Source organism: Pontibacter anaerobius, assembly GCF_026241195.1.
GTDB lineage: Bacteria > Bacteroidota > Bacteroidia > Cytophagales > Hymenobacteraceae > Pontibacter > Pontibacter anaerobius.
Window position 1 is genome coordinate 723,021 of sequence record NZ_JAPFQO010000001.1, and the last position, 25,696, is coordinate 748,716.

21 protein-coding genes and 1 tRNA gene are annotated in these 25,696 nt (G+C 49.8%); 15 read left to right on the forward strand and 7 right to left on the reverse strand.

What is annotated here, in order from left to right:
* Nucleotides 1-70: 70 nt before the first annotated feature.
* From OO017_RS03260 to OO017_RS03290, 7 genes are all read left to right on the forward strand, one after another.
* Nucleotides 71-412, forward strand: coding sequence for a cytochrome C oxidase subunit IV family protein (locus OO017_RS03260; RefSeq protein ID WP_266050996.1), 342 nt, complete (start codon nt 71-73; stop codon nt 410-412).
* A gap of 76 nt (nt 413-488) precedes the next feature.
* A complete protein-coding gene (locus OO017_RS03265; RefSeq protein WP_266050997.1) occupies nt 489-1,109 on the forward strand; it encodes an SCO family protein in 621 nt (206 codons plus the stop codon).
* A complete protein-coding gene (locus tag OO017_RS03270) occupies nt 1,087-1,641 on the forward strand; it encodes a DUF420 domain-containing protein (RefSeq protein WP_266050998.1) in 555 nt (184 codons plus the stop codon). Before OO017_RS03265 ends, OO017_RS03270 begins: the two co-directional genes overlap by 23 nt.
* A 29-nt stretch (nt 1,642-1,670) precedes the next feature.
* Complete coding sequence (locus OO017_RS03275) at nt 1,671-1,937, forward strand: hypothetical protein (RefSeq protein ID WP_266050999.1); 267 nt, start codon at nt 1,671-1,673, stop codon at nt 1,935-1,937.
* A 215-nt stretch (nt 1,938-2,152) separates the two neighbouring features.
* Nucleotides 2,153-5,863, forward strand: coding sequence for a sensor histidine kinase (locus OO017_RS03280; protein ID WP_266051000.1), 3,711 nt, complete (start codon nt 2,153-2,155; stop codon nt 5,861-5,863).
* Nucleotides 5,853-9,341 carry a DUF8818 domain-containing protein gene (locus OO017_RS03285; RefSeq protein ID WP_266051001.1) on the forward strand — a complete coding sequence of 1,163 codons (3,489 nt, stop codon included), beginning with the start codon at nt 5,853-5,855 and terminating at the stop codon, nt 9,339-9,341. Before OO017_RS03280 ends, OO017_RS03285 begins: the two co-directional genes overlap by 11 nt.
* Before the next feature lie 140 nt (nt 9,342-9,481).
* Entirely contained in the window at nt 9,482-10,807 is a 1,326-nt protein-coding gene (locus tag OO017_RS03290) for a DUF418 domain-containing protein (protein ID WP_266051002.1), read from the forward strand.
* 156 nt (nt 10,808-10,963) lie between these two features.
* Here the strand turns inward: OO017_RS03290 and OO017_RS03295 are convergent, their stop codons facing one another.
* From OO017_RS03295 to rfaD, 3 genes are all read right to left on the reverse strand, one after another.
* A complete protein-coding gene (locus tag OO017_RS03295; RefSeq protein ID WP_266051003.1) occupies nt 10,964-11,422 on the reverse strand; it encodes a YciI family protein in 459 nt (152 codons plus the stop codon).
* Nucleotides 11,423-11,431: 9 nt separating this feature from the next.
* Nucleotides 11,432-11,986: a DUF4287 domain-containing protein gene (locus OO017_RS03300; RefSeq protein ID WP_266051004.1), complete on the reverse strand. Its 555-nt coding sequence runs from the start codon at nt 11,984-11,986 to the stop codon at nt 11,432-11,434.
* A gap of 131 nt (nt 11,987-12,117) precedes the next feature.
* Nucleotides 12,118-13,083, reverse strand: coding sequence for an ADP-glyceromanno-heptose 6-epimerase (gene rfaD / locus OO017_RS03305; protein WP_266051005.1), 966 nt, complete (start codon nt 13,081-13,083; stop codon nt 12,118-12,120).
* A gap of 85 nt (nt 13,084-13,168) precedes the next feature.
* Between rfaD and OO017_RS03310 the strand changes: the two genes are divergently transcribed.
* The 4 genes from OO017_RS03310 to lpxB all read left to right on the forward strand — a co-directional run bounded on the left by OO017_RS03310 (nt 13,169) and on the right by lpxB (nt 16,680).
* Nucleotides 13,169-14,059: an ABC transporter substrate-binding protein gene (locus OO017_RS03310; protein ID WP_266051006.1), complete on the forward strand. Its 891-nt coding sequence runs from the start codon at nt 13,169-13,171 to the stop codon at nt 14,057-14,059.
* Complete coding sequence (locus OO017_RS03315; RefSeq protein ID WP_266051007.1) at nt 14,056-15,066, forward strand: FecCD family ABC transporter permease; 1,011 nt, start codon at nt 14,056-14,058, stop codon at nt 15,064-15,066. Before OO017_RS03310 ends, OO017_RS03315 begins: the two co-directional genes overlap by 4 nt.
* Nucleotides 15,067-15,489, forward strand: coding sequence for a 6-pyruvoyl trahydropterin synthase family protein (locus OO017_RS03320; RefSeq protein WP_266051008.1), 423 nt, complete (start codon nt 15,067-15,069; stop codon nt 15,487-15,489).
* Nucleotides 15,490-15,558: 69 nt separating this feature from the next.
* Entirely contained in the window at nt 15,559-16,680 is a 1,122-nt protein-coding gene (gene lpxB, locus OO017_RS03325; RefSeq protein ID WP_266051009.1) for a lipid-A-disaccharide synthase, read from the forward strand.
* Nucleotides 16,681-17,014: 334 nt separating this feature from the next.
* Here the strand turns inward: lpxB and clpX are convergent, their stop codons facing one another.
* From clpX to OO017_RS03345, 4 genes are all read right to left on the reverse strand, one after another.
* Nucleotides 17,015-18,238 carry an ATP-dependent Clp protease ATP-binding subunit ClpX gene (gene clpX / locus OO017_RS03330; RefSeq protein WP_266051010.1) on the reverse strand — a complete coding sequence of 408 codons (1,224 nt, stop codon included), beginning with the start codon at nt 18,236-18,238 and terminating at the stop codon, nt 17,015-17,017.
* A gap of 355 nt (nt 18,239-18,593) precedes the next feature.
* On the reverse strand, nt 18,594-19,292 hold the full coding sequence (locus OO017_RS03335; protein WP_266051031.1) for a ClpP family protease: 699 nt from the start codon (nt 19,290-19,292) through the stop codon (nt 18,594-18,596).
* A gap of 91 nt (nt 19,293-19,383) precedes the next feature.
* A complete protein-coding gene (gene tig, locus OO017_RS03340; RefSeq protein ID WP_266051011.1) occupies nt 19,384-20,706 on the reverse strand; it encodes a trigger factor in 1,323 nt (440 codons plus the stop codon).
* A gap of 81 nt (nt 20,707-20,787) precedes the next feature.
* Nucleotides 20,788-20,869: transfer RNA gene (locus tag OO017_RS03345), tRNA-Leu, on the reverse strand.
* Between the two features lie 242 nt (nt 20,870-21,111).
* On the opposite strand from OO017_RS03345, the gene OO017_RS03350 reads away from it, so the two are divergent.
* From OO017_RS03350 to OO017_RS03365, 4 genes are read left to right on the forward strand one after another with little or no spacing between them, the layout of a single operon-like run.
* Nucleotides 21,112-23,304, forward strand: a complete 2,193-nt coding sequence (locus OO017_RS03350; protein WP_266051012.1) for a RelA/SpoT family protein — start codon at nt 21,112-21,114, stop codon at nt 23,302-23,304.
* Between the two features lie 33 nt (nt 23,305-23,337).
* A complete protein-coding gene (locus tag OO017_RS03355; RefSeq protein ID WP_266051013.1) occupies nt 23,338-23,838 on the forward strand; it encodes a Fur family transcriptional regulator in 501 nt (166 codons plus the stop codon).
* Nucleotides 23,810-24,160 (forward strand): STAS domain-containing protein, encoded by a 351-nt coding sequence (locus OO017_RS03360; protein WP_266051014.1) that lies wholly within the window; start codon nt 23,810-23,812, stop codon nt 24,158-24,160. The genes OO017_RS03355 and OO017_RS03360 overlap by 29 nt, the downstream gene beginning before the upstream one ends.
* An 8-nt stretch (nt 24,161-24,168) precedes the next feature.
* Nucleotides 24,169-25,452, forward strand: a complete 1,284-nt coding sequence (locus tag OO017_RS03365; RefSeq protein ID WP_266051015.1) for an adenylosuccinate synthase — start codon at nt 24,169-24,171, stop codon at nt 25,450-25,452.
* Nucleotides 25,453-25,696: the final 244 nt, after the last annotated feature.

Sequence of the window (25,696 nt, forward strand, 5' to 3'; positions counted from 1 at the left end):
AAAAACAGCAATACATAGCTGCACCGGCTGCCAACAGACGGTGCAGCTATCAAAAACATATCACTGGATTATGGCACATCATACAGAGAACGATTTTCATCAAACAGGCGAGATTCCAAAACCGCAGACAAAAGCCATTTGGAAAACGTTTGGTATACTTGTAGCGCTTACAGCACTGGAGTTCCTTATCGCTTTCACCATGGATGCAGGTACGGCTCGTAACGCCATCTTCATCATCCTGACACTCTTTAAGGCATTCTACATTGTGGCTGAGTTCATGCACTTAAAGCACGAAACAAAGTCTTTGATCTGGTCTATCATTATTCCGCTGGCACTGGTTGTGTGGCTAATGGTAGCCTTGTTGGCAGAAGGTAGCTATTATTACGAGTCAATCACTAACTACTTCAAATAAGCTTACTTTCTTGATAAATAAGCTTACTTTCTTGATGAAACCTATAAAGGCACTAATATTAGGACTCCTACTATTAGTGCCTATTCTTATTTTTATCTTTATCAGTGTCTTCGGCACGCACCATTTCTCGCTTAAAACATACTATCCTAAGTTAGATGATGCAGGCCGGGTAGTGTACAATGCTGCCGGCGATACGGTTTTTCAACAACTGCCATACTTTAAACTAAACTCGCATACTGGCGCAAGTGTAACATCAGAAGCCCTGAGCGAAGGGCTTTACGTGGCAAGCTTTTTTAACCTGCCCTGTGCAGATTCTTGCCAGAAAGTGTTCTCCCAGCTAGTGCGGGTACAGGAGGTGTTCGCGAACAATCCACAGGTAAAGATTGTTTCGGTAGAAGTAAGTCCTGCTGCCGATAGTACTTCTACTTTAGATGCTCTTGCAAAAGAGTATCAAATTAGGGAGGGCAAATGGTACCTGCTTACAGGAGATAAAGAGCCTATCCAGACCTTAGTTAAGGAGGGCTTTCAGGAGCCTGTTAGACAGGAAGACGGAGACCTGCGACCAAGTCAACGCCTGGTTCTGGTGGATAAAGAAAAAAAGATTCGAGGGGTTTACGAGGGCGCGGACCCGGAGGATGTAGACCGGCTTATACTTGAAATTAACGTGTTACTGGATGAATACAGTAAAAGAAAATAACCTGACGAGCAAGAAAGACCGCAGGTTCCTTACCCTTATTGCGGTACTCTCGGTTGCGATTCCGGTAGTGGTAGCAGTTCTTTTTTTTATGCCCAAGTCAGGTACTCCTGGCGTTGATGTGTCGTACTTGCCGGGTTTTCATGCCATTCTAAATTCTTTAACTGCCATAGCGCTTATTGTAGGCTACATTAATGTAAAGCGAGGTAACACCAAGGCTCACAGATCGGCCATGTTGGTGGCTTTTGGCTTGTCAGCCATTTTCCTGGTATCGTATGTGACCTACCACTTTCTGGGCCAGCGCACCGTGTATGGAGGAGTGGGGCTTCTGAAGTACATCTACTATTTTATCCTGCTCACGCATATTGTGTTGGCTGTGGTAATTGTGCCTTTGGTGCTTTTGTCGGTTTACTTTGGTATTACGAATCAACTGAGCCGTCACCGCCGTATTTCTAAGTGGACGTTCCCAACCTGGCTTTATGTGGCGGTTACAGGGGTTTTAGTATACTTAATGATATCGCCGTATTACACATAGAATAACCTTTTATTTTAGCAAAAGGAGTGATGAGACAGAAATTAAGCAAAATAGGATCGGCCGTAGTGCTTGCGTTTATACTTATGTTTGGCTCAACAGATGCCTATAGCCAGTGTGCTATGTGCCGTGCTACTGTAGAGTCTAACGTGGGTACAGGCAGCGATGCTTCTGACAACGAGGTGGGCAGCGGCTTGAACATGGGTATCCTTTACCTGATGGTTGTACCCTACATTTTGATAGGAACCGTAGGGTTTTTATGGTACAAAAACAGCCGCAAAAACGCGCCAAAAGCTTAAGAGGCTTATATCCAATACTTACAATACCACTAGAAAGCCTTGCAGGTAATACGCGTTACCTGCAAGGCTTTTTCTGTTAAATCAGATTCTTAATCAGTAATTCCTAGTCGCTGTCGTAAGAAGCTGCTTTAAAAAGCACGAAACCTTAGCACGATTCTTGAGACTCTAGCGCTTATCCTGCGTTTTGCTTACATTCGTAGATAAACTGCCTTATTTTGAACAGGAAGATCACCCCGCTTATTTTACTTTTTGCCTCCCTGCTGTGCTTTATGACCATGGCAGCGATGCACTATAATGTCCTTTCTTCCGAGGGCACCCGGCATGATCATCAAAAAGAGGCAGCTCAAATAACAGAGCGTGTTCACCATTGCATAGATAAGGCGCACAAGCAGATAGAAAGCCTGGCTTCCCGTTTAAGCGATAATACTGTTTCCTTTTCTACACTTCTGGAGCATGCTGAGTATCCTGTTTTTATTTACAGGGCTGGTAATCTTGTCTTTTGGTCGAACCACACGATTGCGCCGGAGCCGGATATGCCGAAGGAGATGAGCGGCACCTTTGCGATCGAGAATGAGTACGGCCGCTTTGTAGTGGTGCGTCAGGAGGTAAGGAGGTACACGGTGGATGTATACATACCGCTGCAGGTCGACTACCGCATAAAAAATGCCTACCTCAGTCCAAAACTGGATGAGGAAGTGTTTCAGCAGGCAAATCTCCAGCTTATACTTAACCCTGAGGCTTTGTTACCCCAGGTGCACACGCGCGATGGGCAATTTCTGTTCGCGCTTAATTTTGAGGAAACCCACAAAACGGCGGATTATGTTAGGCTGCAGTTTGTCTTATTTATACTTGGGCTGCTGTTGTATATACTCTTTGCTGTGGCTGTAACCCAATATTACGTCGGGAAGCAGGCGTATGGCAAAGGTATTTTAACGCTCCTGCTGTTGCTTGGGGCCATGCGCGTGGCATTGCTGCTCCTGAACCTGCCGTTTACCATTACCGATGTTGAGCTTTTTGATCCGAAGTTGTATGCCGCGTCCTTCTGGTCGCCGTCTGCCGGAGACCTGTTGCTGAATGTGCTGCTGCTTGCCACTGTGGCCGGTGCTGGCATATACCTTTTCCGGAAGAACAGGATAGCCACACGGGTGCTGAACCTGTCGCAGGAAAGGGGGCGCTTTGTGCTGGTGGGAGGTATACTTATCTTCTTTTTCTTGCTGCTGCTGCTTTTCAAGTTCTACTACAGCATTTTCTACAACACTCCCCTGGTGCTGGATGTGTCGCAATCGTTAAGCTTTACCAAGTATAAGGTTGTGCTGTATAGCGTGATGCTCGTGCATACGGTGGCCCTGTGCATGTTCACCTACATACTGGCTACGGTCGTGTCGATGCTGGTGCGTAAGGAAAGCAGGCTCTGGCCCTATAAAATGCTGCTGGGCACCGCTGCAGTGCTGCTGCTGTTTACCGCTGTTTTTGCTGCCGAGCTTTTTGTCACTGCCTTTCTTGGTATAGTTTTCTGGGCCATTATTATACTTGCGGCGCAGCACCAGCATGCGGTGAGCCTGGCTTATCGCACCTATCTGCTCTTTTTCCTGGTGGTAATCGTTAGTGCCTTGACCGGCGCTTTGGCACAATACGCACATTACCATAACGTGCTGAAGACCTATAAGCAGAACCTCGCCTTTAACATACTACAGGATAATGACGTGCTGGGCGAATACCAACTCAACCAGGTGGCAGGAGAGATAGCCGCAGACGAGTTGATACAGATGAAGATGATGGGGCCATACGTGGATGCCTCCTTTATCAAACGTAAAATTACCCGGCAATACCTCAGCGACTACTTTGATAAGTATGAGATAACCGTGATGCTATTTGACGGGCAAGGCAGAACACTGGAAAGCGCCGACTCTACAGTTGCCACGCTGCAGGAACTCCGGCAACTGTATGATCAACCCCAGACCAGAACAGAGCACAAGGAGCTTTTCCTGCTGAAGGACCCGACCCGCTATAATGCCCGCACTTACCTGAAGCTGATACAGGTGCCGATCAGTAGCGTGCACAAAGGCACTATTGCACTGCAGCTTACGCTTAAGAAACTGCTGCCAAACAGCGTGGTGCCCGAGCTGCTGGTAGACCAGAAGTATAACCAGCCGTTTGGGCAGGACAGGCTGAGCTATGCCATTTACGCCGGCAATAAGCTGCGTTACAGCGAAGGAGAGTATGATTATGCTACAAACTTTAACCGGGAACTGTTAAACAAAAGTGATCTTTTCAGGCAAGGGCTTCCGCAGGATGATTATCATCATTACGGTGTGAGGAATAACAACGGCCAAACTCTGATCATCACCACAGACAAGTATGGCGGGCGAGAGGTGCTGTCTAATTTCTCTTTCCTGTTCCTGGTGTTTATCGCTGGCTTGCTTTGCTGCGGGCTTCTGTACCTCATGCTGCAGCGCCATAGGCTGCGCGAGTTCAGCCCTAACTTTAGTACCAAAATACAGCTGTTTCTGAATTTCGGTATCCTACTGCCCATGTTGTTGGTAAGTATAGCCACGGCAGGTTTGGTTACGGCCTCCTATAAAAAGGACCTGATGATGATGTATGAGCAGCGGGGCGAGGCCATACAGGAGCATCTGTCGCAGCAACTGAGTAGAAGGTTGCTGCAGCGGCAGCGGCTACTACAGCGAAGTATAACGGAGATTGCCGCCATTGCCGAGGCGGATGTGAATATTTACGACCGCAATGGAAAGCTGCTTGTTACAAGCCAGCCGCTTATTTTTGAAACAGGGCTGCTGTCTAAGTTGGTAAACCCGGAGGCTTTTGCGGCCATTGCAGAGCGGCAGGCCCTACGGGTGTTGCTGCAGGAGCAGGCAGGCAACCTCAGCTTTAACTCCATTTACCTGCCGCTCCGCGACGAGGACCATCCGGCTGAACTGGCAGGCTTCATCGGCATCCCCTTTTTTGACTCTGAGAGGGAGCTGGACATGAAATTGATAGAGCTGGTGACAACCACCATGAATATTTTCTCGGTGATGTTCATCACGTTTATGGTGCTGACCTTCTTTGCCTCCCGTGCCCTCACTGTGCCGCTACGTATGCTGGCCGATAAACTGAAGCGTACTTCCCTGACGGGTAAAAACGAGATGCTGGCTTATGAGGGAGCCGATGAGATTGGCATGCTGGTAAACGAGTATAACCGGATGTTGCTGACGCTGGAACAGAACAAGCAGGAACTGGCGATGCAGGAGAAGGAGGCCGCCTGGCGAGAAATGGCCAGGCAGGTGGCGCACGAGATCAAGAACCCGCTGACGCCGATGAAGCTTTCGCTGCAGTACCTGCAGAAGGCCATTGCCGAGAAACGCCCGAACACCGAACAGCTTATTGAGAAGATCTCGCATACGCTTATCACACAGATCAACATCCTGAACGACATCGCGTCCTCCTTCTCCAGCTTTACGGCCATGCCGGAGCCGAAGGCCGAGCCGATGGATGTTACCGCTGCCCTGCACAAAGCCGCCGACCTGCACAACGATCCGGCCACGGCCATACTTACCAAGCATATTCCGGTGGGTAATGTAATCGTGAAAGCAGATGAGAGCCTGATGGTGCGTACTTTCAATAACCTGCTGCTGAACGCCATACAGGCCGTGCCGACAAGCCGCAGGCCACATATAGAGGTGCGGTTGGAACTGCAAGATAACCGGCATGTGTTGATTTCGATCAGAGACAATGGCAGCGGTATTCCGAAAGAGATTCAGGGCAAGGTGTTTATTCCGAACTTCAGTACAAAGTATACTGGGTCGGGTATAGGGCTTGCCGTGGCCAAACGCGGGATTGAAAACGCCGGCGGAAAGATCTGGTTCCAGACCAAAGAGGGACAAGGCACGACCTTCTTTATACAGTTACCGCTGGCGGATGAGCAGTAGAGGCCTGGGCATACTGTTGCTGCTGTGGCTGCTGAGCCTGCCGCTGCTCGCCCAGGTGCCGCTTAATAACAGGCGCTGCAAGTGGATATCAGTTACCGATATGCCGCAGCAGCTCGACACACTCACGCTGCTGCCCAGCTCCATCACGCTGCAGCACCCCAAAAAAGAGCAGTTCAGCTACAACTACAACTATACTTCCAACGAGTTCCAGCTTACCCGTTTTCCGGCCCCTGACTCTGTGGCGCTCGATACGCTGGGCACGATGCAGGCCCTGCCAGACTCGGTGTTAATATGCTTTAGGGTAATGCCGATGAACCTGACAAGGCCTGCCTTCAAACGCGATGTTGCCAAGTTAGACCTTTACTCCAACCGGGATAAATTTTACCAGGAGGACATCAGCACCAAAGAGGAAATTTTCCGTACGCCCGGGCTGAACAAGACAGGTAGCATATCACGGGGAGTGTCGTTTGGCAACACGCAGAATGTTTTCGTTAACTCTGCCCTTAACTTACAGTTGGACGGTAAGTTGACTGACGACATAAGTATAACGGCTGCTATCACCGACCAAAATATCCCGTTTCAGCCGGAGGGCAACACGCAGCAGCTTCAGGAGTTCGACAAAGTATACATAACGCTACAGCACAGGCTGTGGCAACTCACAGCGGGTGATGTGGTACTTAAAAGCAGGCCTTCATACTTCATGCAGTTTTACAAGAACGTGCAGGGCGGTGCTTTTAGCTATGTGACGGGCAAAGACAAAGAGCGGCAGGGTGTTACGACGGTGGCAGCATCGGTGTCGAAAGGTAAGTTCGCCTCGCAAACCATCACACCGCATGAGGGCGTGCTGGGGCCGTATCGCCTGCGCGGCCCGAATAATGAGCTGTTCATCATCGTGCTGGCCAATTCAGAGCGCGTGTTCCTGGATGGGGTACTGCTGCAGCGGGGGTATGACTATGACTATGTGATAGACTACAACCAGGCTGAAATCACTTTCACCACGCGGCATGTCATTACCAAGAACTCAAGATTGCGGGTAGATTTTGAGTATTCGGATCAGAACTATAGCCGGGGCATTTACCACCTGAACCACTACCAGAACCTGGGCAAGCTGAAAGTATACGGCAACTACTACAACGAAAGCGATAACCCGAACAGCCTTCTCAACCTGAACCTGAGCTCAGAGCAGAAACGCCTGCTGGCAAGTATAGGCGACAGCCTGAACCAAGCAATTTCCTCCGGCGCCGACAGTGTGGCCTATGATCCGGGACAGGTACTTTATGCCCGCCGCGACACCTCCTACAATAACGGGCAGAGCCTGGATCGCATCTATGTATACTCCACTAACCCCGACTCGGCACACTACAGCGTGAGCTTTACCAATGTTGGCCCTGGCAACGGCGACTATGTGGTTGTAAACGGAGCCGTGAACGGACGCGCCTACCGATGGGTGGCTCCGGTAAACGGCAGGAGGCAGGGCAGCTATGCACCGTTACGGGTGCTGCCAACTCCCCGAAAAAAGCAGCTGGTTAACTTTGGAGGTACCTATGAACTACAACAGGGCATCAGCATTTTTGCCGAAGGGGCCGCTTCCCAATACGACCTCAACCGCTTTTCGGACCTGGATGCCGGGGATGATAACGGCAAGGGCCTGCGGGTAGGCTATGTGGTGCAGGATAAGCCAGTGGCCTTTCTGGGCAAGTATAAACTGAACAGCACCCTGAACTATGAGTATACCGACGAGTTTTTTGAACCGATAGACCGGTACCGTCCCATCGAGTTTGACCGCGACTGGAGTTTGACGAACACTAAAAAGGCGGAAGATCATATTTTTAACTTCTCGGTAGGAGCTGCGCAGGATGCGGCTAATCTGTTTAACTACCGCATCAGCCGCAGGAGCCGCGAAGAGCAACTGGATGGCGTGCAGCACCACCTGGATGTGATGAAGAAACTGGGTAAGCTGGAACTGCGCAACCGGTTCTTCCTGCTCAACAGTACAGAGGCGCTGCGCGAGTCGCAGTGGTATCGCGGCGATATGAACGTGGAGTATAAACTAGGAAACATATCTCCCGGCTATACTTACAGCTTCGACAAAAACCGCCTCACGGCCCTTAACACTGATTCTGTGGTGGGATCGGCGCAGTACTTTGAGCAGCACCAGTTTTACCTCGAAAGCGGCGACACCACTAAAACCAAGTATAGAATAGATTACAGCCACCGCAGAGACAGGTTCCCGACGGGTAACGGCACCATGGGTAACCTGGAGGTGGGGCAGACATATAATGCCATGCTGCAAACTAAAATAAGCCAGGAGCAGACATTGGCAGTGCAGGCCACATACCGCAAACTGGATGTGCAGAAGGATAAGGACGAGGAAACCATACAGTCGCGGGTGGATTGGAACGGCAGTTTTGTGGATGGGACTTTCCGCTCGGAGCTAAGTTATGCCACCGGCACTGGCCGGGAGCTGAAGCGTGTCTATGTTTTCCAGGAGACGCTGCCGGGGCAGGGCACGCACTACCTTCGCGATGGCGGCGACCCCAACAACCTGAACGATTACCTGGAGGCGCAGACGGTGGACCAACGCCGCTATTTTAAAATATACCTGCCTACCGATGAGTACGTAAATGCCTACACCAACACCTTTACCTACCGCCTGACCACTGTTACCCCGCGCAGCTGGCGCAACGAGCCGGGTATAAAGGCCACGCTTTCCAACTTCTCGATGCTCAGTTTTGTGAGTATCAACAAAAAAACAACCGACAATAACCTGGAGCAGCGGTTCAACCCATTTAGTGAGGACGTGGAGGATGCTTTTTTGATCTCGTTGATAAAGCAGCTGCGCCACACGATATACTTTAACCGCAGCAGCCCCAAGTATGGAATGGAGTACACCGTGCAGCAAAACGAGCAGAAGCAGCTGCTGCAAAACGGTACCGAAACCCGAAATATACTTAGCCATGTGCTGATAGGTCGCCTGAACCTGAACGAGGTGCTGAGCTCGCAGCTGAGTCTGGGCTATAACGTGCGCGAGAACCAATCTAACTTCCTAAGCTCTAAGAATTTTAAGATACAGTCGCGGGAGCTGTCGCCGGAGCTTGCTTACCAGCCCAACACCAGGCTGCGCTTTACCGGCAAGTACCAGTTATCGCTGAAGCAGGATGTGTTGCAGGTAACGGAGGTGGAACAGGAGGGAACCTTCCATGAGTTGGGGCTGGAGACGAAGCTGAGCCAGGTGGGCAAGCGCACCATCACAGGTAACATCAAATATGTGAACATTGATTTTGATGGGGACGAAGCCTCGTATGTAGGCTATGAAATTCTGAACGCCCTGCGCCCCGGCAACAACATGACTTGGTCGCTGGTGATGCAGCAGCGCCTGAGCAATGGCCTCAATATCTCCCTGAACTATGATGGTAGAAAAGCCAACGGGGTAGGAGCGGTGCATACCGGGCGCACGCAGGTGTCGGTTTTGTTTTAGCAAAACTTCAGAATTTTTATGCAGTGTACACTACTGACTTTTATACTAAATCTATAAATTTAAATAAGTACAAACAAAGTTAAATAAACACAATTATTTTGCTGTCGTATACCATTTGTGTTCTTTATTTGAGGTAACGTATGGCAACAGTAGCAGCTAAGCCTGTACAGGCAAGCGAAAGGCTTCAGGTAATCGATGTACTTCGTGGTTTTGCTCTGATAGGAATGATCGTTGTTCATTTCTACTATGAAAGCAACTATAGCGTAGCCGGGATTAACGGAGTTGTTTCAAAGGGTATCGAATTGTTTGTTGATAGCCGCTTCTACACATTGTTTGCCATTTTGTTTGGTGTCGGGTTTGCTCTTCAACTCAAAAAATCTGGTAACACAGAGCGTTCATTCGTGTCGCGCTATTTGCGGCGCTTGCTTATACTTTTTGCCTTCGGGATAATTATAGAGATAGCTGTTGGCTACAATATACTTGTAAGGTATGCTTTATGTGGCGTTCCCTTGCTGCTAATTATGAAGTGGCCAACCAAGGCAGTAATAGCTCTTGCTTTAGTGTGTGCCATGATTGTTCCTGTTTACAAAACTACGCTTGGCACTGTGAATTCTATAGTGAGCGGGCAGGAAAGCGCTAAACTATATAATGACCAGCAAAGGGGTAAGATGCAGAATTTCTGGAAAGAAAATCATGTAAGAATAGCTCAGGCCAGCAGTACTACCAGCTACACTACTGCAATGTCCATACGAACAGAAAGTTTTATAAAGTTCTTTTCTGACCGGGAAAGGCTGCTGCTTGATTATACATGGACTTTCTCGCTGTTCCTAATTGGGTTATTGAGTGTGCGGGCAGGTGTTTTTGAGCACATCAGGCAAAGGCGGAAACTAATAACTGGGTTTATGGTTTTCGGCTTGCTAAGTTGGATGGTGGCTACTTGGCTTCTTCCTTTTCTCGAACCATCCACAGAATACCAGTATCCTAATGTCTCGTATCCAACCGAACTGCTCATAAGTTACCTAAACTATGGGTTTATGTTCTTCCGGATGGAGTGGCTGACGTTTGCCTATGCGGGAGTTATCCTGATGTTATCTATGCGCCCCAATTTGTTCAAAAGGCTAATTTACTTTAGTTGGGCAGGACGAATGGCGCTAACGAACTACATCATTCAGGTTGCTTTAGTTAGCCTTCTGTTTAATAATTATGCATTTGGGTTTGCTGATATTGAGCCGGTATTTGCTCTAGTCTATGCTTTGCTGCTGTTTACCGGCATGGTGATTTTTAGTCGCTGGTGGCTTTCCCGCTATCGTTTTGGCCCGGTTGAATGGCTATGGCGATCTGCCACTTACTTAAGATTGCAGCCTTTGCAAAACGACGCTACCCGTGTCTCAGACCATGTTGACATACTACCGGAACCCATAGAAATAGCTCCTGTGGCATCAGGCAAGGCTAGTACTACAAAGTAAGGTGTCTGTTTGCTCAGTTTGAGCTTACCTAATCTCAGTGGCGTTTCATGCTGATTATGGCGCGGGAGGTTCGCTACGTAGCAGTAAAGACGCTCACAGGTCTTTGAAACACTGCGAGGTCTCTTGTGCATTAATCCCTTTAATCCCGGATTAGGTCTATGGATTCTCTTTTGATATTTTATTGTGCGTCTCCAGGTACACCGGCAGCGCGGCAGAACCATACCACGGGTAAAGCTCCACGTCAAAGATCTTAGCCTTTACGGCCGGGTCGGTCTCAACGAGTTTCTGGGCTTCTTCCACAGTTTTGGCATCAAGTATAAAAATGCCACGGTAGTTCTTGTCGTTTTTGCCAAGCGGGCCGGCCACAATTAATTTTCCTTCTTTGGCCAGCCTGCCGATGTTCTCTATGTGGCCCCGGAAATATTCATTCAGCTTTTCCTTGTCGGTGGTGGTGTTGGAGCCGGTTTTAAGGATAACCAGCATATAAGACTTCATGCCGTAGTCATCGGCGCCCAGCGAGTAGGCCAGGGTTTTGTTGTAGTGCGGGTTTTGTATTTGGGCCTGGGCGGCAATGCCTAAGCAGCAAAGTATGGCGAGGGAGAAAAGGTGTTTCATAAGCAAAAATTAGCCAGCGTTTTGGTAAGCAGTTCTGATCCAGGCAATAACCTCTGGTGTGATCTGATCTTGTGTGGTAAGTATGATTTTATGCGAGCACATGGCGTTGGCTTTATCAATCGCTTCAAGTATACCTTGTGCTTCCTGGTTTTTCAGGTTCAGGCCAACCTCAAAGCGGGTTTTGGTGGCCGGCTGAAGGATGGCGAACTGCTTTTTGCGGCGCAGGCTCACGTAAGCGTTTTTCGGCGCGAGCTCCACGTCATCCCCGAATTTCTGAATCTCCGCCAGCAGGGTATCGTAAAGCGGCTTAAAGTGCTCTTTCCCTTGATACTGTTTCTCTACCAACCCATCCTTGTTCTCTACGGATCCGGCGTCCGAACCTTTTGACTTGTGCGCCACAAGGTTGGCAAAGCCATGTGTAAAGCCATGCTCCTCCTTCAGGAACTTGATGATTTCGCCGTGCTTCGCAAAATTCTTTGCCCGCACCAGTTCTACCCACTGCTCCAGTGTTTTTCCTGTGTTCTTGTGCAGGTTATCGATCATGGTTTTCTCTGCCTGGTCCATCTGTTTTATACTTTAAAGTATGAACGCATTAAGTTACGGCATATAAACAAAAGCGCAAGTATAGGCAGCTACACTTGCGCTTTACATTTTCAGGATATCACATTAAGCAATGGAATTCCTTTACTATCTGTCTAGTAATACTTCCCCTCCATCAGGTAATTCTGCACGTAATCCTTCACGCCTTCCTCCAAAGTATAAAAAGGCTTTTCGTAGCCGATGGAGCGCAGCTTGCTCATGTTGGCCTCCGTGAAGTACTGGTAGTTGTCGCGCAGGTTCTCCGGGGTATCCATGAAGTCGATGTTCGGCTCCACGCCCATAGCCTTGAAAGTGTTCAGCGCCAATGCCATAAAGGTGCGGGCCTCGCCAGAACCGAGGTTGTAAATGCCAGAGTTCTTGCGGTGGTGCATCAGGAACATGCACACGTCCACCACGTCCTTCACGTACACAAAGTCGCGCATCTGCTCGCCGTCGGCATAGTTTGGGTTATGCGAGCGGAACAGCTTCATGCTGCCTTTCTCCTTTATCTGGTTGTAGGCATGGAAAATAACGGAGGCCATCTTGCCCTTGTGGTACTCGTTTGGTCCGTACACGTTAAAAAACTTCAGGCCGGCCCAGAAGAAAGGCTTGGCCGTTTGCTGCAGCGCCCAGATATCGAAATCGTTCTTGGAGTCTCCGTAAGGGTTCAGGGGCTTCAGGAGCGGGATTGTTTCCTCGTTGTCATCGTAGCCTAGGGTGCCGGAGCCGTAAGTGGCCGCCGAGGAGGCGTACACCAGCGGAATCTGGTACTCGGCGCAGGCATTCCACATCTTCTTGGAGTAGTTCAGGTTCAGCAGGTCGAACACGTCCTTGTTAAACTCGGTGGTGTCGGTGCGGGCGCCCAGGTGAAAGATGAACTCCACCTCCTCGTAATGCTCGTCGAGCCACTCGAAGAAGTTCTCGCGGTCCACGTACTCCTTTATCTTCTTGCCCTTCAGGTTATCTTCTTTTTTGGCAACGGAGAAGTTGTCCACCACTACGATATCGTTGAAATTGTCCTGGTTCAGCCTGCTGACGAGGCAGCTGGCGATAAAACCGGCGGCACCTGTTACTACTATCATGTTTCTTTGTTAAGCCTGTATCTAAAATTGCGTTAAATTTACAAAAATAAACCGAGCCGCCTGCCCCGCGCACGGCAACTATACTTTGAGACAAGCGAGATTTATACTTCATACTGTACTTTGCCTGCTGCTGTTCTCCTGTAGCCAGCCGGAGAAGAAGGCGCAGCAAGCGCTGGTGCTGCACGATGACCTGGGCCGCGAGTTGGTGCTTCAGAAAAAGCCCGAGCGTGTGTTTGCTTTTGCCTCTTCCATGACGGAGATGCTCTACGCCGTACTCGACACCAGCACCATCATCGCCCGTAACCCCACCGATGATTTCCCGGAAGCCGTGTACCGGAAGCCCGTGGTAAGCAACTACCCTGTGGATTACGAACAGGTGCTGGCCCTGAAGCCGGACCTGATTTTTACCATAGAGGGCATCACCCCGTTGGAGGTGGCCGAGCGGCTGGAGCAACTGGGTGTGCCGGTATACTACCAGAAGTACAGGACGGTGGAGGATATTTTCACCGGTCTGGAGGACATTGGCCGAATTATGGGCCGTGAGCAACAGGCAAAGCAGCTGATGGATTCGCTGCGGCAGGAGGTAGCGCAGTTAATGCAGAAGCATCAACAGGAGAAAAGCCCGCAGCAGGTGCTGGCCATCACCTGGCAAGACCCGATCTACGTGTACGGGCAGAACACCATCCTATCAGACAAACTACGGATACTTGGCGCCCAAAATGCCGTGCAGGAGGTTTTCGACCAGCCCTACCCGGCCCTTACGCGGGAGTATATCCTGAAACTGAACCCGGATGTGTTGCTGGGCGGCACCAGGGAGGAGCTGGATAAAACCTTTTTCAGTCAGTACCCGGAGCTGCGCCGGATCAAGGCCTACCAAAATAACCGGATCTATAAACCAGATGATAACCTGATGTCGCGGCCGGGGCCGCGCGTGGTGGAGTCGCTGCGGGAGCTGGAGGGTTTCCTGTACCCATGATGCGGCGCAGTTTATACTTTATACTTGCCCTGCTGCTGATTCTGGTAGTCATGGCGGTGGGGCTGCGCGTTGGCTCTTTTGATACCGACCTTCCCAAAATATTTGAGGCCCTTTTTAGCTATAACCAGGCTGATACCACGCACTTCGCCATACTTCACCTGCGGCTGCCGCGACTTATACTTGCCCTGGCGGTAGGAGCCTCACTGGCTTTCTGCGGCTACCTGATGCAGGCGATGGTGAACAACGGGCTGGCCGATCCATACTTGCTGGGCACGGCTTCGGGTGCTTCGCTGGGTGCCGTGATTGTTTTCTTCGGATTTGTGCCGATGACCGTGGCCGGTTTATACTTGCCGCCGGTGTTTGCCCTGGCCGGCGCTTTTGCCGTTACGCTGGTGGTAGTGATGCTTGGCTACCGCAAGCGGCAGATCATCCCGGCCCAGTTGCTGCTGGCGGGTATTGCGCTCAGCTCGCTAGTCACGGCCATCGTCGGGCTGCTCACGTTCCTGTCAGATTCTGAGGGCAAGCTGAAATCTGTGATTTTCTGGTCGATGGGAAGCTTTGAGCGGGCCAGCTGGGACATGGTGCCATACCCTGCGGCGGCCCTGCTATTGGCCCTGCTGTTATTTGCCTTCTATCAAAAGCAGCTCAACATCCTGTTGCTGGGCGAGGACAGGGCCCAGGCACTGGGCATACAGGTGGCCCAAACCAGGTGGGTTATACTTGCCACCGTGTCTATCGTGACGGGTTTTGCCGTGGCCACCTCGGGGCCAATCGGATTTGTCGGTCTGATCATTCCGCACGTAACCCGCGGGCTGCTGGGCGCAACGGGCCGTGGCAACCTGCTGCTGTGCGCTTTTATCGGCGGGTTGTTCATGTTGCTCTGCGATCTGCTGTCCCGCATAATTTATCCGCCCGCCGGACTGCCAATCGGAATTATTACATCGTTCTTTGGTGTTCCTTTCTTTGTATATTTGCTGTTCAAAAAGAATTACAATTTTAGAGGATAAATGATTTACGTTAGCAGGTTAGAGCACTTCAACGCAGCTCACAAGTTATTCAACCCGAACTGGTCGATGGCCAAGAATAAGGAGGTTTTCGGGCCATGCGCCAACACTAACTGGCATGGGCACAACTATGAGCTGATCGTGACGGTAAAGGGCAAGCCCGACCCGGACACGGGCTTTGTGATCGACCTGAAAAAACTCAGCACGCTCATCCGCACACACATCATCGATAAGGTAGACCACAAGAACCTGAACCTGGATGTGGCCTTTATGGAGGATAAACTGGCCAGCACCGAGAACCTGGTGGTGGAGTTCTGGAAAATCCTCGAGCCGCGCGTGAAAGAAATATCAAATAACATCGCTACCCTGCACAGCCTGAAGCTTTACGAAACCCCACGCAACTACGTGGAGTATTTTGGAGAATAATTTAGTAAGCGGCTTATACTTTACATCCGCTATACTTATTTTACCAGCTCCAAAAGAAACCCTTACCCCATGAAATATTACATTATAGCCGGGGAACGCTCCGGCGACCTGCACGCCTCCAACCTCATCAAACAGCTCCGCCAACAAGACCCGGAGGCGCAGATCAGGGGCTGGGGCGGTGATATGATGCAGGCTGCCGGCATGGACCTGGTGCGCCATTACCAGGAGATGGCCTTTATGGGCTTTGCCGAGGTGTTCAAGAGCCTGCGCAAGATCCTGGGTTTCCTGGGCGAGGCGAAGGCGGATATTAAAAGATATCAGCCTGATGTGGTGATCCTGGTAGACTATGCCGGCTTTAACATGCGCATCGCCAGGTTTGCCAAAAAGCAGGGCATGAAGGTGTTCTACTACATCTCGCCCAAGATCTGGGCCTGGAACCAGGGGCGTGTGCACGGCATCAAAAAAGTGGTGGATCGCATGTTCGTGATCATGCCCTTCGAGGAGGAATTCTACGGCCGCTTCGACTATAAGGTGGACTACGTGGGCAACCCTGTAAACGACTCCGTTTCGGACCATGTGCCTACCACGGATTTTAGGGCTAAGAACAAGCTTTACAACAACAAGCCCATCATTGCCATACTTCCGGGCAGCCGCCGGCAGGAGATCGAGAACATGCTGCACGTGATGCTGAGCGTGTTGCCCAATTTCCGCGATCACCAGTTCGTGGTGGCGGGCGTGAGTAACTTTTCTAAAGAGTACTACGAGCAGTACAACAAAGACCCCAATATCAAGATCATCTACGACCAGACCTACGACTTGCTCTCACATGCCAAGGCGGCTTTGGTGACATCCGGCACCGCCACCCTGGAGACAGCCTTATTCGGTGTGCCGCAGGTAGTATGCTACAAAACCAGCCCTATTTCCTACACCATCGGGAAGATGGTGATCAAGGTGCCCTATATTTCGCTGGTGAACCTGATTGCCAATAAACCCGTGGTGACAGAGCTGATCCAGGATGATTTTACGGCAAAGCAGATTGTGGCTGAATTGAAGCGGGTGTTGTTCGACAAACATTTTATGCAGAAGCAACAGGAAGGCTATGCGCTGGTACGCAAGAAGATCGGCGATTTCAGAACTGCAGAGCGTGCCGCCGAGCTGATGGTAAAATACCTGAAAGAGGAAAAAGCCTAGAGCTCATTCTTAAAAATCCGCTTATCTGCCTTCGGTTTCTTTCCGTATAGAGGTATATTTTGCAAATCACTTTAACAAGTATAGGCAGGAAATATACTTTTATTACATTAAAGCTAAGAAACTATGAAATCAATTTTTATTGCATTAGGGCTAACTGGCGTAGCTATATCTGTTTTAATTATCGGTGCGGCAACTGCTCCATTTCTGAATGAAGCTGAACTTGAAGCACCGGGATTGCAGTAAGGCATCGCAGCCAAACACATTTCCCAAAAAACAAAGAGGGATGCCCCGTTTTCAGGGCATCCCTCTTTGTTTATAAGTTGTGCAGTGTTGCTTAGGCTACTTTCAGCTGCTTCAGGCTTGATTTTTCAAACTTTTCGCGGGCATAGTCGCCGGTAATCACCAGCTCTTTGGTGCCTTCCTCAGATGGCAGCTCAAACATGGCATCTGTCATGATACCCTCGCAAATAGAGCGCAGGCCACGGGCACCAAGTTTATACTCTGCCGCCTTCTCGACAATGTATTCCAACGCACTCTCATCAAAAGAAAGATTGATGTTCTCCATCTCGAACAAGCGCTTGTACTGCTTTACGATAGAGTTCTTCGGCTCCAGCAAAATAAGGCGCAGCGTTTCTTTATCCAGCGGGTTCAGGTGCGTAGCAACTGGCAAACGGCCGATAAGTTCCGGTATCAGGCCGAAGTTCTTCAGGTCCTGGGCTGTCATGTATTTCAGGAAGTTCTCTTTTTCTTCCATCTCATCCATTTTAGACTTGGAGAAGCCGATAGGGCGGGTATTCAGTCTGTTCTTGATCAGCCTGTCAATGCCCACGAAAGCGCCACCACAAATAAACAGGATATTCTCGGTGTTCACCGTGATCATCTTCTGCTCCGGGTGCTTGCGGCCACCTTGCGGCGGTACGTTTACAGTGGTTCCCTCCAGTAACTTTAGCAGGGCCTGCTGCACACCTTCGCCACTCACGTCGCGTGTAATGGATGGGTTGTCGCTCTTACGGGCAATCTTGTCAATTTCGTCAATGTACACAATGCCGCGCTCGGCTGCCTCTACGTTATAGTCGGCGGCCTGCAGCAGGCGGGTAAGTATACTTTCCACGTCTTCGCCTACATAACCGGCTTCAGTAAGCACCGTAGCGTCGGCAATACAGAAAGGCACCTGCAGGATACCGGCCATCATACGGGCAAGGTATGTTTTGCCCGTGCCGGTTTCACCCACCATAATGATGTTAGACTTCTCGATCACCACGTCATCTTCGGTAGGCTGCTGCATCAGGCGCTTGTAATGGTTATAAACCGCCACCGACATCACCTTCTTTGCCTCATCCTGACCTACTACAAACTGATCAAGGTAATTCTTCATCTCCTTCGGCTTCATCAGGTTGAACTTCGGAGTACGGCTGCTAGCGCGAATCTTGTTCTCTTCGTTCAATATCTGCTGTGCCTGTCCGATACAACGGTCACAGATGTGCGCGTTGATGCCAGAGATCATCACCGATACATCTTTCTTGTTTTTGCCGCAAAATGAGCAAGTAATTTCTGCCATAAGAAACGATTGGTCCAGAGTATTTTACGCATCTTTTTAAAACGCGTAAAGCAAAGGTACAAAATTGAAAACTTATACAAGTAGAAAAATTTTGATGCAAATGCCTAAACTCTGTTAAAACATGAATATAAATTCTAAGATAAGTATTTTACTATTTTTGCTTAATACTTTGTAATACAGATAGTTATGTGCTGTTGCTATACACAACCGTATGTGGATAACTTTTTTGGCTAAACGCTGTTTCAGGTAGCTTTGCCAGGCTTTGCTGATCTTTTATTAGTGCAATATGTGCAAAATAAAAACCCGTAACAGGTTATATTACGGGTTTTTATACTATATAAGTTATACTTTATACTTAAGCAGTTTTACGGGTAAGTACCTCGTCTATCAGGCCATACTCTTTTGCTTCTTCAGCACGCATCCAGTAGTCGCGGTCTGAGTTGTCGTATACTTCCTGGTAAGACTTACCTGAATGATCAGCCAGGATCTCATAAAGTTCCTTCTTCAGCTTCAGGATCTCACGGGCAGTGATCTCGATATCAGAAGCCTGGCCTTGGGCGCCGCCCATTGGCTGGTGGATCATGATACGGGCGTGGGGCAGGGCAGAGCGCTTGTTCTTAGCGCCACCGGCCAGCAGCACGGCACCCATAGAGGCAGCCAGACCGGTACAGATCGTGGCCACATCAGGGCTCACATATTGCATGGTATCATAAATACCAAGGCCAGCATAAACTGAACCGCCCGGGCTGTTGATGTATAGCAGGATGTCCTTCTTCGCGTCGGCTGACTCCAGGAACAGCAGCTGCGCTGTAATAATGTTGGCGATAAAGTCATCAACCTGCGTACCCAGGAAAATGATACGGTCCATGATCAGGCGTGAAAATACGTCGATCTCACGGAAGTTAGTCGGGCGCTCCTCGATTACCGAGCGTGTCATACTTTCAATGGTGTGCATGGCACGGCCTTCCACATGGTTAATATATTGGTCTACGCCCAGGCCGCTCATGCCCTGGCCTTTTACAGCAAATTTGCGGAACTCGTCTTTGTTAAACATCATCTTGTTTAGGTTTACGGTTTTCTCAAAAATAAAAAAGTCCTTCTAATTATGAAGGACTTTTTATAAAGTTATGTATGTGCGCTGCTAGTTAGAGCGACATATTTCTGAAGTCCTCTGATGAGATAGTCTTCTCAACAACAGTCATCTTCTCTTTAAGTTTAGCGAGCACCTTCTCGGCCAGCAGTTGCTCGTACTCGTTAATGTAGTTACGGCCGTTGTCCTGCTGCAGATACTGCTGGGCATAGCTGTTCATGCTTTCCACCAGTTCTTCAGGTATCTCCGGCATGTTGAACTGCGCCAGCATCTTCTCCTTAGTAGCTTCTACTACCTCGTCGTTCGATACTTTCAGCTCGTTCTCCTCAACCACCTTGTTCTTGATCATAGACCACTTCAGCTCGCGTACATACTTATCGAAGTTCTCTTCGATCTGCTCTGTAGTAAGCTTGCCCTCGTTGGTTACCTGTATCCAGCGCTTGAAGAACTCTGTTGGCAGTTCTACCTCCACATTATCGATCAGGGTGTCCATGATATTGCGGTACAGCAGGTTGTCGGCCTCACGCTCATAGTTCTCCAGGATTGTCTCGCGGATCTTGGCGTCAAACTCTTCCTCTGTCTTTACTTCGTCTTTACCGAAAAGCTTGTCGAAAAGTTCTTGGTTCAGCTCAGCAGACTCCGTGCGGTTGATCTTCTCCACGATGAACTCGAACTCACCGTTCAGGTCAGCCGCTACTTCTTTGCTCAGGCCGGTTACGTGGGCCAGGGCAGCGTTGTCATCACCAAAAGTCTTACGGATATCGAAGCGGATCACGTCGTCGGTCTTCACACCCACAAACTTGTCCTGGCCTTCTACCACGCGGCTGGTTGGGATCAATGTTTTAGACTGGAACTCACCGTCCACCTGCTTCAGCTCGCCAGAGATAAAGTCGCCTTGCTCAGACGTCTCAGGGTTTACTGTTTTGCCAAACTGGCGCTTCAGGTTTTCGTAAGCCTCGTCAATTGTCTTCTGGTCCAGCTCAACTTTAACGCCCTCTACGCTTTTATCAAGCGGAAGGTTAAAGTCTGGCAGCAGGCCTACCTGGTAGGTAAACTCAAAGGTCTTCTGGTTGTCCCAGTCGATCTCCGGCTGGTCGTTCTCCGGAAGTGGCTCGCCCAGCAGCTTTACATCGTTCTCACGGATATACTTAGAGATTTCCTCCTGGAGCGTCTTGTTGATCGTCTCCACCAAGATGCTCTTGCCATACATTTTCTTTACAAGCCCTGCAGGCACTTTTCCAGGTCTGAAGCCTTTGATCTGGGCTTTCTTGCTGTATTCTTTTACCTGCTGGTCTACTTTCGGTGCGTAGTCCGCCTCTTCCAGTACCACCTTCAGTTGCGCATTGGTGCTGTCGGTTTGGTTTAATGTAATATTCAAGGCTTATAAAAATTTAAGATTTTAGAAATACCTACTAAAAACAAACCCCCAACAAGTTTTGTTGAGGGTTCGTGTTGTGTGTGCGGATGGAGGGACTCGAACCCCCATGCCTCGCAGCGCTAGATCCTAAGTCTAGTGCGTCTACCAATTTCGCCACATCCGCTTGATTGTGCTCGTTTAGTGATGCAAAGGTAAGCAACGATTTTTTAATTGCAATACGGCACCTTAAAATTTCTTAAATATTTTTCATCCTGCATATAGCCGGCCTCTCCGCCGGGATTAGGGGAGGGGTATTGGTTGCATCTTATAATCAGTTATATTTGAAACTTATAAAGCCGTTAGCTTATTTATACTTATAGTGTGCGCCGCCAAACCCGGCACCACACGATGGCACAGTTGCATAACATGATTGATTTAGAAGCAGAACGCAAAGAGATACTCCGGCACTACAGAAGGTTGCTTCGGCACGCCAAGCCCTTTCTGAAGGATAACGACGCCAAAATCATCAAGAAGGCCTTCAACACCTCGCTGGAGGCGCACAAGGACATGCGCCGCAAATCCGGCGAGCCGTACATCCTGCACCCGCTGGCCGTGGCCCAGATCGCGGTGGAGGAGATAGGGTTGGGCACTACTTCCATAGTAGCTGCCCTTTTGCACGACGTGGTGGAAGATACTGACCTGGAGGTGGCCGATATTGAGCGTGAGTTCGGGCCGAGCGTGGCGCGAATCATCGAGGGGCTGACCAAGATCTCCGGCGTATTCGACTACGGTAGCTCGCAGCAGGCGGAGAACTTCCGTAAGATGCTACTTACCCTGAGCGACGACGTGCGCGTTATACTTGTAAAACTGGCCGACCGCCTGCACAACATGCGTACGCTGGGCAGTATGCCGCGCCACAAGCAGCTCAAGATCGCTTCCGAAACGATGTACCTGTATGCCCCGCTGGCACACCGCCTGGGTTTATATGCAATTAAGTCGGAGCTGGAGGACCTATACTTAAAATATACCGACACCGAAACCTACAAGGACCTGTCGAGGAAAGTGCGCCAAACGCGTGCTGCCCGCAACAAGTTCATCAAGGACTTTACCCATCCTATAGAGGATGAGCTGCGCAAGTATGGCTTTAAGTTCAACATCAAAGGCAGGCCGAAGTCGATCTACTCTATCCTTAAAAAGATAAAGAAGCAGAACATCACCTTTGATGAGATCTACGACCTGTTTGCCATCAGGATCATACTTGACGTGCCGCTGGAGAATGAGAAGGCCGCCTGCTGGCAGGTATACTCTATTATAACAGACTTCTACCAACCCAACCCCGATCGCCTGCGCGATTGGGTAAATACCCCGAAGGCCAACGGTTACGAATCGCTGCACACTACCGTGATGAGTAAATCGGGGCAGTGGGTGGAGGTGCAGATCCGGACCAAGCGAATGGACGAGATTGCCGAGCGCGGATACGCTGCCCACTGGAAGTATAAAACAGAAGGCGCGGCCTCGGCAGAGTCGGGTCTGGAGCAGTGGATAAACAAGGTGCGCGACATGCTGGAGAACAACACAGCCAACGCACTCGAGTTTATGGACGAGTTCCGCAAGAACCTTTTTGTGGAGGAAGTGTTTGTGTTTACCCCGAAAGGCGAACTGATCATACTTCCTGACAAATCCACGGCCCTGGATTTTGCCTTCGAGATTCACTCGCAGATAGGATTGCACTGCCTGGGGGCTAAGGTTAACCAGAAGCTGGTGCCGCTCAGCTACAAGCTGAAGAACGGCGACCAGGTGGAAATCCTGACCTCACAGAAGCAGAAGCCCAACGAGGAGTGGCTGCAGTATGTGGTTACCTCCAGGGCGCGTACACGCATTAAGGATGCCCTGCGCGAAGAGCGGAAGAACAAGGCCGAGCAGGGCAAGGCCATGTTGGATGCACGTATGGAGCATCTGGGCGTAGTCGATAACCAGCAGAATATGAATAAGCTACAGGCCTTCTTTAACGTAGCTACGCTTCAGGACCTATACTATAGAATCGCCACCGGCCATATTGATATCAAGAACATTAAAGAAGTTATCTTTACCGCTGCCTCAGATAAGAGCACATCCATGCTGGACCCGAAAACCTTTGACAGGGAGGTGCAGAAGATCAGGGGCGTGAATTCTGATATGCTGGTGATAGGGGAGACGACGGCAAACTGGGAGTATCGCATGTCCAAGTGCTGCAACCCGATTCCGGGCGATGACGTGTTCGGCTTCCAGACAGAAGATGACGGGATAGAGATACACCGCACCAACTGCAAGCGCGCTATGGAACTGATGTCGAACTACGGCAACCGCATTATAAAGACCAAGTGGACGGAGCAGAAGGAGCTGGCTTTCCTGGTGGGTATCCGCATTAAAGGAACTGACCGCGTGGGTCTGGTGAACGACCTGACCAAGATCATCTCCACCAGCTTAAAGGTAAACATGCGCTCCATCACCATCGACTCCAACGACGGCATATTTGAAGGAAACATCATGGTTTTCGTGAACGATACAGGCCACCTCGAAAAGCTCATACAGCGCATGAGCAAGGTAAACGGTATACTTACCGTAGAGCGTTTTGATTAAGGGCAGGCCTTATTTATACTATAGAAGAAGAAAATGGCATTAGATACAAGGAAGTTCGAAGAAGTAAAAAAGATCTTCACGGCATACTTAGAAAGCAAAGGACTACGTAAAACACCTGAGCGCTATGCTATCCTGGAAGAGATTTACTCCAGCGACGGTCATTTTGATGTAGAATCGCTCTACATTAATATGAAAAACAAAAACTACCGCGTAAGCCGGGCCACAGTATACAACACGCTGGACCTGCTGGTGGAAAATGATCTGGTAAGCAAGCATCAGTTCGGGCGTAACCTGGCACAGTACGAAAAATCGTACGGCTATCGGCAGCATGACCACGTAATCTGTACGGAGTGCCACAAAGTGGTGGAGTTTTGCGACCCGCGTGTGCATCAGATTCAAAGTTTGGTGGGTGAACTATTAAATTTTCATATCTTGCACCACTCCCTGAACCTATATGGTGTATGCGGCGATTGCCGCGCTAGAAAAGCGACAGAGGAACAACAGCATGAAGTATCAGACAGAACTAAAGGATGATATCCTGTTTATACGGATGGAGGGCGACCTGATTGCCGGCACAGACACGCAGCAGATGATCGATAGCGTGGATGGGCTGCAAGAAGGCAATGTGCTGCTTTGTGCCGTAGATCTGTCTAACGTGCGGTTTATGGATAGCAGTGGCATGGGAGTGCTGGTATCGCTGCTAACAAAGTTCCGCAACCGCGGCGGCGAGTTGGTGCTAATAAAGCCATCCGACCATATCCGTAAGCTGCTTATAGTAACCAAGCTGAACGCGATATTTACAATAGCTGAGAACGATGATTTCGCAGCGCAATTCTTAAAGGAATCAACATATTAAATACTTAAATGGCAGTTGACATTTTAATAGGTCTGCAGTGGGGCGACGAAGGCAAAGGAAAGATTGTAGACGTACTTGCTCCGACCTATGACATTGTAGCCCGTTTCCAGGGAGGCCCGAACGCGGGACATACATTAGAGTTTGAAGGCACTAAGCACGTGCTTCACCAGATCCCATCTGGTATCTTCCATCCGGAGATCAAAAACATTATTGGCAATGGCGTGGTGCTGGACCCGATCGTGTTCCGTACCGAAATGCAGAAACTGCAGGACCGCGGCGTAGACGCTGCCCAAAACCTGTTTGTCTCTAAAAAAGCATCGCTTATACTTCCATCACACAAGGTGCTGGACCGCGTTTCCGAAGAGGCGCTGGGTAGTGGTAAGATCGGCTCAACATTAAAAGGTATCGGTCCGACTTACCAGGATAAGATTGGTCGTGTCGGCCTGAGAGTAGGCGATATACTGGCCGACGATTTCCAGGAGCGGTATGATAAACTGGTAGAGCGCCATCGCAAAACTGTAGAGTTCTATGGCCAGGAGCTGGAACTAGGTGAGCAGGAGCAGAACTTCTTTGAAGCCGTGGCGTACTTGCGCACACTGAAGCTGGTAGATTCGGAATACATGATTAACGAGGCCCTTCAAAGCGGGAAGCGTATTCTGGCCGAAGGCGCACAAGGCGCGTTGTTAGATGTGGACTTCGGTACTTATCCGTTCGTGACTTCGTCCAGCACCATAGTAGCCGGAGCCTGTACAGGTCTGGGCGTTGCTCCAAAACATATAGGAGAAGTATACGGCATCTTTAAGGCATACTGCACACGTGTAGGCAGCGGTCCTTTCCCGACAGAGTTACTGGATGCAGTAGGGGAGGAGATTCGTCAGGCTGGTCGTGAGTTCGGGTCTACTACTGGGCGTCCGCGCCGCTGTGGTTGGGTAGACCTGCCAAGTCTAAAGTATAGCATCATGCTGAATGGCGTTACGCAGCTGAACATGATGAAAGCTGACGTGCTGACGGAGTTCGACACCATACAAGTATGCACACACTATAAGTTACCTTCAGGCGAGATAACTGACAAGGTTCCTCACTCTATGGAAGTCGGAGAGCTGGAGCCAATGTATGAGTCGCTGCCAGGCTGGAAAGTAGACCTTAATAAAATAGAGTCTGTAGATAAGCTACCAGAGGCATTTAACAACTACTTGGCATTCCTGGAGAAGCACCTGCAAGTACCTATTACTATAGTATCAGTAGGGCCGGACAGGAAAAGCACGCTGAAAAGAGAAACAGTGATTGCTTAAAGTATAAAACGAGATAATCAAAGGCAGAAAGCCCCAGCCCCAGTAAGGCCGGGGCTTTCTTGTTAAAGCTAGGGCGGGGGAGTTGGGGCAACCGGAGCTTTTATGATAGCCCTGCAGAGCAAAAGGCGAAGCCCTGAAAACATTTCCCGCTCTCACTCAGCCGTTTCCGGTGTTGGCACGTCTTTTTTTGGGGCCGGGTGTTGGAAAGCCGGATCTTCTGGCTACTTTTGCATCCCCGTTCGGC